Source organism: Streptomyces spiramenti (genome assembly GCF_012034385.1).
Taxonomy (GTDB): Bacteria; Actinomycetota; Actinomycetes; order Streptomycetales; family Streptomycetaceae; genus Streptomyces; species Streptomyces spiramenti.
Window position 1 is genome coordinate 1 of record NZ_JAAVJB010000255.1, and the last position, 6,449, is coordinate 6,449.

The window sequence follows — 6,449 nt, forward strand, 5'->3', positions numbered from 1 at the left end:
CGCGCCGGCCACCCGGTGGTGCGGCCACGGGCCGCGGGGCGGCGGACGGTCCGGCGCCCCGGGCGGGTCCGTCCGTACGGCGGTGGGCCCGGGCGGCCGGGGGACGGCCGGGAAGGAGGTGCCGGGGTGCCGAGGATGAGCGCGGTGGAACGACGGCGGGAGCTGGTGGAGGCGACCGTCCGGCTGATGGTGCGCGAAGGGGTGCCCGCGGTGACCACGCGGGCGGTGGTGGCGGAGGCCGGCATGACGCTGGGGACGTTCCACTACTGCTTCGCCTCCAAGCGGGAGTTGCTGCGCGAGGTCACGGCGGTGCTGGTGGACCGTGAGGCGCGGGCGAGCCTGGCGGCGGTGGGCCCGGGCGGCGGGGTGCGCGAGACGGTGGCGGGCGCGTTGGCGGCGTTCCTGGCGGTGGTGCGGGAGCGCCCCCGCGAGCAGCAGGCGTTGCTGGAGCTGACGCAGTACGCGCTGCGGACCGAGGGCGAGGAGGACCTGGCGGTGCTCCAGTACGACACCTACCGCGCGGCGGCGGAGACGGTGGTCTCCTCGGTGGCCCGCGCGTGCGGCGTGGTGTGGACGGTCCCGGAGCCGGTGGTGGCCCGCACGGTCGTCGGGATGCTGGACGGGCTGACCGTCGCACTGCTGGTGGACGGGGACGAGGCAGCGGCCCGGGAGCAGGTCGCGGTGCTGGCCGGTTGCCTGGCCGGGCTGACGCGTCCGGCGGCGGACGGCGCGCCCTGACGGCCCGGCCGCGCGGACCGGGCCGCGGACCGGATCCGACCGGAACTGGTGCACTCGTCTTGGACAGTTGACTTACCAGGTGTCGCGGACCACACTGACGCCACCGCGCCACTCCCCCGTCCTGGCGTGCGAGCGGCGGGAGTGGCGCGGCTCGACGACGCCCCGGCGCGCGTGCGGCCGGTGGCCCCACCGCAGCCGGGAGGCGGTCGGACCGATGACGGGCATCGAGTGGCACAACTGGGCCCGCACTGCGACGGCGCGGCCGTCCCGCGTCTCCCACCCCGCCGACGTCGACCAGCTCCTCGCGGTGATGCGCGCCGCGGCCCGCACCGGCGAGCGCGTCAAGGCGGTCGGCAGCGGCCACTCCTTCACCCCCGTCGCCGTCACCGACGGCGTCCAGCTGGTACTGGACCGGCTCGACGCCGTGACGGAGGTGGACCCAACCGCCGGACTGGTCACGGTCGAGGCGGGGCTGCCCCTCCACAGCCTCAACCGGGTGCTGGACGCGCACGGCCTGGCCCTGCGGAACATGGGCGACATCGACCGGCAGACCGTCGCCGGCGCCATCTCCACCGGCACCCACGGCACCGGCCGGGACTCCGGGGCGCTGGCCGCACAGGTCCACTCGCTGGAACTCGTCACCGCGGACGGCCGGTTGCTGCGCTGCTCCGCGACGGAGCGGCCGGAGCTGTTCGCCGCGGCGCGGGTGGGGCTGGGGGCGCTGGGCGTACTGGCCCGGGTCACCCTGCGGTGCGAACCGGCCTTCGACCTCTGCGCCGTCGAGGAGCCGATGCCGCTGGCGGCCGTCCTCGCCGACCTCGACCGGCTGGTCGCGGAGAACGAGCACTTCGAGTTCTACTGGTTCCCGCACACCGCCCGCACACTGACCAAGCGCAACAACCGGCCCCGGGACGGCGACGCCACCCGGCCGCTGCGCAGGAGCCGGGGGTGGCTGGAGGACGAGTTCCTCTCCAACACCTGCTTCGAGCGGGTCAACCGCCTGGCCGCGGCCCGGCCGGAGCTGGTCCCGGCGCTGAACGCCGTCAGCGCGCGTGCGCTCTCCGCCCGCAGCTACCGGGGCGTCTCGCACCGGGTGTTCACCGCGCCGCGGCGGGTGGTGTTCCGGGAGATGGAGTACGCACTGCCCCGGGAGGCACTGCCGGAGGTGTTGGAGGAGGTGCGGCACTGGGTGGACCGCTCCGGTGAGCGGATCCCGTTCCCCGCGGAGGTCAGGTTCACCCCGGGTGACGACGTCTGGCTCTCCACGGCCTACGGCCGCCCCACCGCCTACCTGGCGGTGCACCAATACCACCGGCTGCCGCACGAACGGTACTTCGAGGCCGTGGCGCGCGCCGCCGACGCGGCGGGCGGTCGACCGCACTGGGGGAAGCTGCACCGGCTGGGAGTGCGGGAGCTGACCGAACGCCACCCCCGGCTCGGGGAGTTCCGCGCGCTCCGCGCCGAGCTGGATCCCCTGGGGCGGCTCTCCAACCCCTACCTCGACCACGTCCTCGGCCCCGTCGCGGACGCGCCCGCCGGCTGACGGCTGACGGCTGACGGCTGACGGCCCGGACCCCACCGGGCGTGGCGCGGGGCGCCGGGCACGACTGCGCCCCCGGCGCCTGTCCGGGGGCGTGGTCTTCGGGGATGCGTCAGGCCCAGAGCTGGCCCTGGAGCCGCTCCACGGCCTCCTCCGTGCTCCCGGCGGTGTAGACACCGGTGGAGAGGTACTTCCAGCCGCCGTCCGCGACGACGAACACGATGTCGGCGCTCTCCCCCGCCCGCTCCGCGCGAGCTGCGACACCCAGCGCGGCGTGCAGCACCGCACCGGTGGAGATGCCGGCGAAGATGCCCTCCTGGGAGAGGAGTTCACGGGTGCGGGCGACGGCGTCCGCCGAACCCACGGAGTAGCGGGTGGTCAGTACGGACTCGTCGTACAGCTCGGGGACGAACCCCTCGTCGAGGTTGCGCAGCCCGTAGACCAGGTCGTCGTAGCGGGGCTCGGCCGCGACGATCCGCACCCCGGGCCGGTGCTCGCGCAGGAAGCGCCCCACCCCCATCAGGGTCCCGGTGGTACCGAGCCCCGCGACGAAGTGGGTGACGGACGGCAGGTCCGCGAGGATCTCCGGACCCGTCGTGGCGTAGTGGGCGCCGGCGTTGTCGGGGTTGCCGTACTGGTAGAGCATCACCCAGTCGGGGTGCTCGGCGGACAGCTCCTTGGCGACCCGCACCGCGGTGTTGGAACCCCCGGCGGCGGGCGAGGCGATGATCTCGGCACCCCACATCGCGAGCAGCTGCCGCCGCTCCTCTGAGGTGTTCTCCGGCATCACGCAGACGATCCGGTAGCCCTTGAGCCGGGCCGCCATCGCCAGTGAGATGCCGGTGTTGCCGCTGGTGGGTTCGAGGATGGTGCACCCGGGCGTGAGCCGCCCGTCCTTCTCGGCCTGCTCGACCATGTGGAGCGCGGGGCGGTCCTTGATCGATCCGGTCGGGTTGCGGTCCTCCAACTTCGCCCAGACCCGCACCTCGTCGGAGGGCGAGAGCCGCGGCAGCCGCACCAGGGGGGTGTTGCCGACCGCGGCCAGCGGCGAGTCGAAGCGCATCAGCGGGCGCCGGCCGTGAATTCGGGAGCGCCGCCGGCGACGGCGGGGAGGATGGTGACGCTGTCCCCGTCGGCCAGCTCCGTCTCGATGCCCTTGAGGAACCGCACGTCCTCGTCGTTGAGGTAGACGTTGACGAACCGGCGCAGTTCCCCGCCGTCGACCAGGCGCTCACGGATCCCGGGGTGGCGGGACTCCAGGTCGGTGAAGAGCGCGGCGACGGTCTCCCCCTCGCCGGGCACCGCCTTCTGGCCGTCGGTGTAGGTGCGGAGGATGGTCGGAATGCGGACCTCGATGGCCATGGGAGTGCTCCTGGGTGACGAGTGTCGGGCTGGTCGGGGCGTGCGGTCGCGCCCGGCGGGTCATGCCGGAGCGGCGGCGCGGCGCGTACACACGGCGCTCGCGAGGCGGCACAGGTCGACGTGCAGGCGCGCCACGAGCCGGATGCTCGGGGGCTCGGTCATCACGTCGGTTTCAACCACGGGCTCATCGTATCGATTCCCGGGGCCGAAACCCGAGGGGCGTCCCGGCATGCGAGCCGATCCGTCCCATCTTCCGGACAGTCAAGACGCTGCCGAGCCGCGTGGTCACCCCCCGTAGGCGTCCACGACCTCGACGTCCTCCTCCGTCACCACGCCGTCCACGATGCGGAACGACCTGAAGGAGACCGGCCCGTCGCCGTTGCCGCACTCGGCGGTGGAGACCAGCACGTAGTGCGCGCCCGGCTCGCTCGCGAGGCTGATGTCGGTGCGCGAGGGGTACGCCTCGGTGGCGGTGTGCGAGTGGTAGACGACCACCGGCTCCTCGTCCCGGCCGTCCATCTCCCGGTACAGCCTCAGCAGGTCCGCGGAGTCGAACTCGTAGAACGTGGGCGAGCGGGCCGCGTTGAGCATGGGGACGAACCGCTCGGGCCGCCCGCTCCCCTCGGGGCCGGCCACGATGCCGCATGCCTCGTCGGGGTGGTCGCGGCGGGCGTGGGCCACGATCGCGTCGTGGAGCTGCTGGGTGATGGTGAGCATGGCGGTCAGGTTAGACGACCGGGTGCGCCCGACGGGGGCGGAGCGGCCGGCAGTCGGACCGCCCGGCCGCTTCGTGGAACGGGTGGGGCCCGGCACCCTCGCGGATGCCGGCCCCCACCCGGGTGTCATCGAGCGACGCGGTCGTCAGCGGGCGCTGGCGTCGACCGGCTCAGGGCCGTCGCCCCGGGCGGCCTCGTCGGCCTCGATCTCCTCGTCGGTCTCACCGGCGTCGCGCCGGCGCATCCACTCCAGGACCTTGGCCAGCTCCTTCTTCACGATCGGCGCCAGGACGAAGAGGCCGATGATGTTGAAGAACGCGGCCAGGAAGAGCGCGGCGTCCGCGAGGTCCACCAGCACACCGAGCGAGAGCAGGCAGCCGATGATCACGGTGCCGCAGAAGACGACCTTGTAGATCATCTCCGAGGTCTTGCTGTGCCCGAAGATGTACCCCCAGCTCTTCATGCCGTAGTAGCCCCACGTGATGAGCGTGGAGAAGGCGAAGAGGATGACGGCGACCGTCAGCAGGTAGGGGAACCACGGCAGCGCGGTGTCGAAGGCGTCGGAGGTGATGGTGATGCCGAAGCCGGTGCCACCGACCTCCTCGCCGCCCGCGACGGTCTCCCGGGCCTGCTCGTAGACCGGCCCGGCCGCGATGATGATGGTCAGCGCGGTCATGGTGCAGACGATGACGGTGTCGACGAAGGGCTCGATCATCGCGACCAGCCCCTCGGTGGCGGGACGCTTGGTCCTGACCGCGGAGTGGGCGATGGGAGCGGAGCCGACACCTGCCTCGTTGGAGAACGCCGCACGACGGAAGCCGGCGATCAGCGCGCCGAGGACACCGCCCGCCACACCCTCGGGGCTGAACGCGCCGGTGATGATCTGCTCGATCGCACCGGGGACGGCCGGGAGGTTGAAGGCGATGACCATGAGACAGGCGAGCACGTACATGATGCCCATGCCCGGGACCAGCTTGCTGGTGACGGCGCCGATGGACTTCATGCCACCGATGAGCACCAGCGCGACCAGGGCCGCCGCGACGGAGCCGAAGAGGATGGCGCCCGCGCTGGAGGAGAAGAAGCTGTCCGAGCCGCCGGTGACGGCGACCATCTGCTCCAGCGACTGGTTGATCTGGAAGAGGTTGCCGCCGAACAGCGCGAAGAAGAGGATCATCACGGCCGATCCCCAGGCGAGCACCTTGCCGACACGCGGCCAGCCGAGCTCGGCCAGTCCCTTGCGCAGGTAGAGCATCGGCCCGCCGTTGACGGTGCCGTCCGGGTTGAACTCCCGGTACTTCACCCCGAGCGTGCACTCCACGAACTTGCTGGCCATGCCGAGCAGACCGCAGACGATCATCCAGAAGGTGGCACCGGGGCCACCGACGGCCACGGCGATGGCGACACCGGCGATGTTGCCGAGCCCGATCGTGCCGGACATGGCCGAGGTCAGCGCCTGGAAGTGGCTGACCTCACCGGGCGCGTCCTTCTGGTCGTAACCGCCGCTCACCAGTTGAACGGAGCGCTTGATGTACCGGACCTGGGCAAAGCCGAAGTAGATGGTGAAGACCAGGCCGGCAAGCGCCAGCCACGCCACGATGACGGGGAAGTCCGCTCCGAAAATGGGGACGGTCACGAAGACCACATCGGAGAGAAAGCTGGACACGGGCTCGAAGACGTCGTTGACGGCTCCGTCTACCCGGTCCGTCCAGGACAGATCGCTGTTGGACATGAACACCTCTGCTGCGCGCCGCCCCACGGGGAGGCGGCGAGGGACCTAGAAAGGGGGGACAGATTGAGCGTTCCTATCACGGAACGTCCCTGCTGAGGGCTGAACCGACAGTCGTAACTTTGGGTTATCGCACGAAGGTGTATACAGCCGCAGGACCCAATGGCCCTGCCGCTGCCCGGGTGATCACGACCAGCTGCCCGACCGGCACCCGATCCGCACACAGCGCCCTCCCCCACTGCACACGGAACGGGCACCGACGGGCCCGCCGGGAGGGGGCGGAGCGTCATGGCGACACGCCGCACGGCGGGGCGCCCGGCGCCCCGCCGCACCCCCACGCCCCCACCGCGGCGCGGACACGAGAACG

7 protein-coding genes are annotated in these 6,449 nt (G+C 72.2%); 2 read left to right on the plus strand and 5 right to left on the minus strand.

Annotated elements, in window-relative coordinates; translation table 11 throughout:
- The first annotated feature begins 135 nt into the window (after positions 1-135).
- On the plus strand, positions 136-738 hold the full coding sequence (locus tag HCJ92_RS20860) for a TetR/AcrR family transcriptional regulator (RefSeq protein WP_245241055.1): 603 nt from the start codon (positions 136-138) through the stop codon (positions 736-738).
- 214 nt (positions 739-952) lie between these two features.
- A complete protein-coding gene (locus HCJ92_RS20865; RefSeq protein WP_167935158.1) occupies positions 953-2,281 on the plus strand; it encodes a D-arabinono-1,4-lactone oxidase in 1,329 nt (442 codons plus the stop codon).
- A 109-nt stretch (positions 2,282-2,390) separates the two neighbouring features.
- Here HCJ92_RS20865 and HCJ92_RS20870 read toward each other — a convergent pair whose 3' ends face one another.
- From HCJ92_RS20870 to HCJ92_RS20885, 5 genes are all read right to left on the minus strand, one after another.
- Entirely contained in the window at positions 2,391-3,341 is a 951-nt protein-coding gene (locus HCJ92_RS20870) for a PLP-dependent cysteine synthase family protein (protein WP_167935159.1), read from the minus strand.
- The gene (locus HCJ92_RS20875; RefSeq protein WP_167935160.1) at positions 3,341-3,640 is read right to left on the minus strand and encodes a MoaD/ThiS family protein; all 300 of its coding nucleotides are present in this window, start codon (positions 3,638-3,640) and stop codon (positions 3,341-3,343) included. The genes HCJ92_RS20870 and HCJ92_RS20875 overlap by 1 nt, the downstream gene beginning before the upstream one ends.
- 60 nt (positions 3,641-3,700) lie before the next feature.
- Positions 3,701-3,820, minus strand: a complete 120-nt coding sequence (locus HCJ92_RS25680; RefSeq protein ID WP_338054298.1) for a putative leader peptide — start codon at positions 3,818-3,820, stop codon at positions 3,701-3,703.
- Between the two features lie 105 nt (positions 3,821-3,925).
- On the minus strand, positions 3,926-4,357 hold the full coding sequence (locus tag HCJ92_RS20880; protein WP_167935161.1) for a M67 family metallopeptidase: 432 nt from the start codon (positions 4,355-4,357) through the stop codon (positions 3,926-3,928).
- A gap of 144 nt (positions 4,358-4,501) precedes the next feature.
- Positions 4,502-6,085, minus strand: a complete 1,584-nt coding sequence (locus tag HCJ92_RS20885) for an alanine/glycine:cation symporter family protein (RefSeq protein ID WP_167935162.1) — start codon at positions 6,083-6,085, stop codon at positions 4,502-4,504.
- Positions 6,086-6,449 lie beyond the last annotated feature (364 nt).

What these genes read in the sequence shown, in the direction of transcription:
- HCJ92_RS20860 (WP_245241055.1), top strand. Translation starts at nt 136, where the DNA reads ATGAGCGCGGTGGAACGACGGCGGGAGCTGGTGGAGGCGACCGTCCGG.
- HCJ92_RS20865 (WP_167935158.1), top strand. Translation starts at nt 953, where the DNA reads ATGACGGGCATCGAGTGGCACAACTGGGCCCGCACTGCGACGGCGCGG.
- HCJ92_RS20870 (WP_167935159.1), bottom strand. Translation starts at nt 3,341, where the DNA reads ATGCGCTTCGACTCGCCGCTGGCCGCGGTCGGCAACACCCCCCTGGTG.
- HCJ92_RS20875 (WP_167935160.1), bottom strand. Translation starts at nt 3,640, where the DNA reads ATGGCCATCGAGGTCCGCATTCCGACCATCCTCCGCACCTACACCGAC.
- HCJ92_RS20880 (WP_167935161.1), bottom strand. Translation starts at nt 4,357, where the DNA reads ATGCTCACCATCACCCAGCAGCTCCACGACGCGATCGTGGCCCACGCC.
- HCJ92_RS20885 (WP_167935162.1), bottom strand. Translation starts at nt 6,085, where the DNA reads ATGTCCAACAGCGATCTGTCCTGGACGGACCGGGTAGACGGAGCCGTC.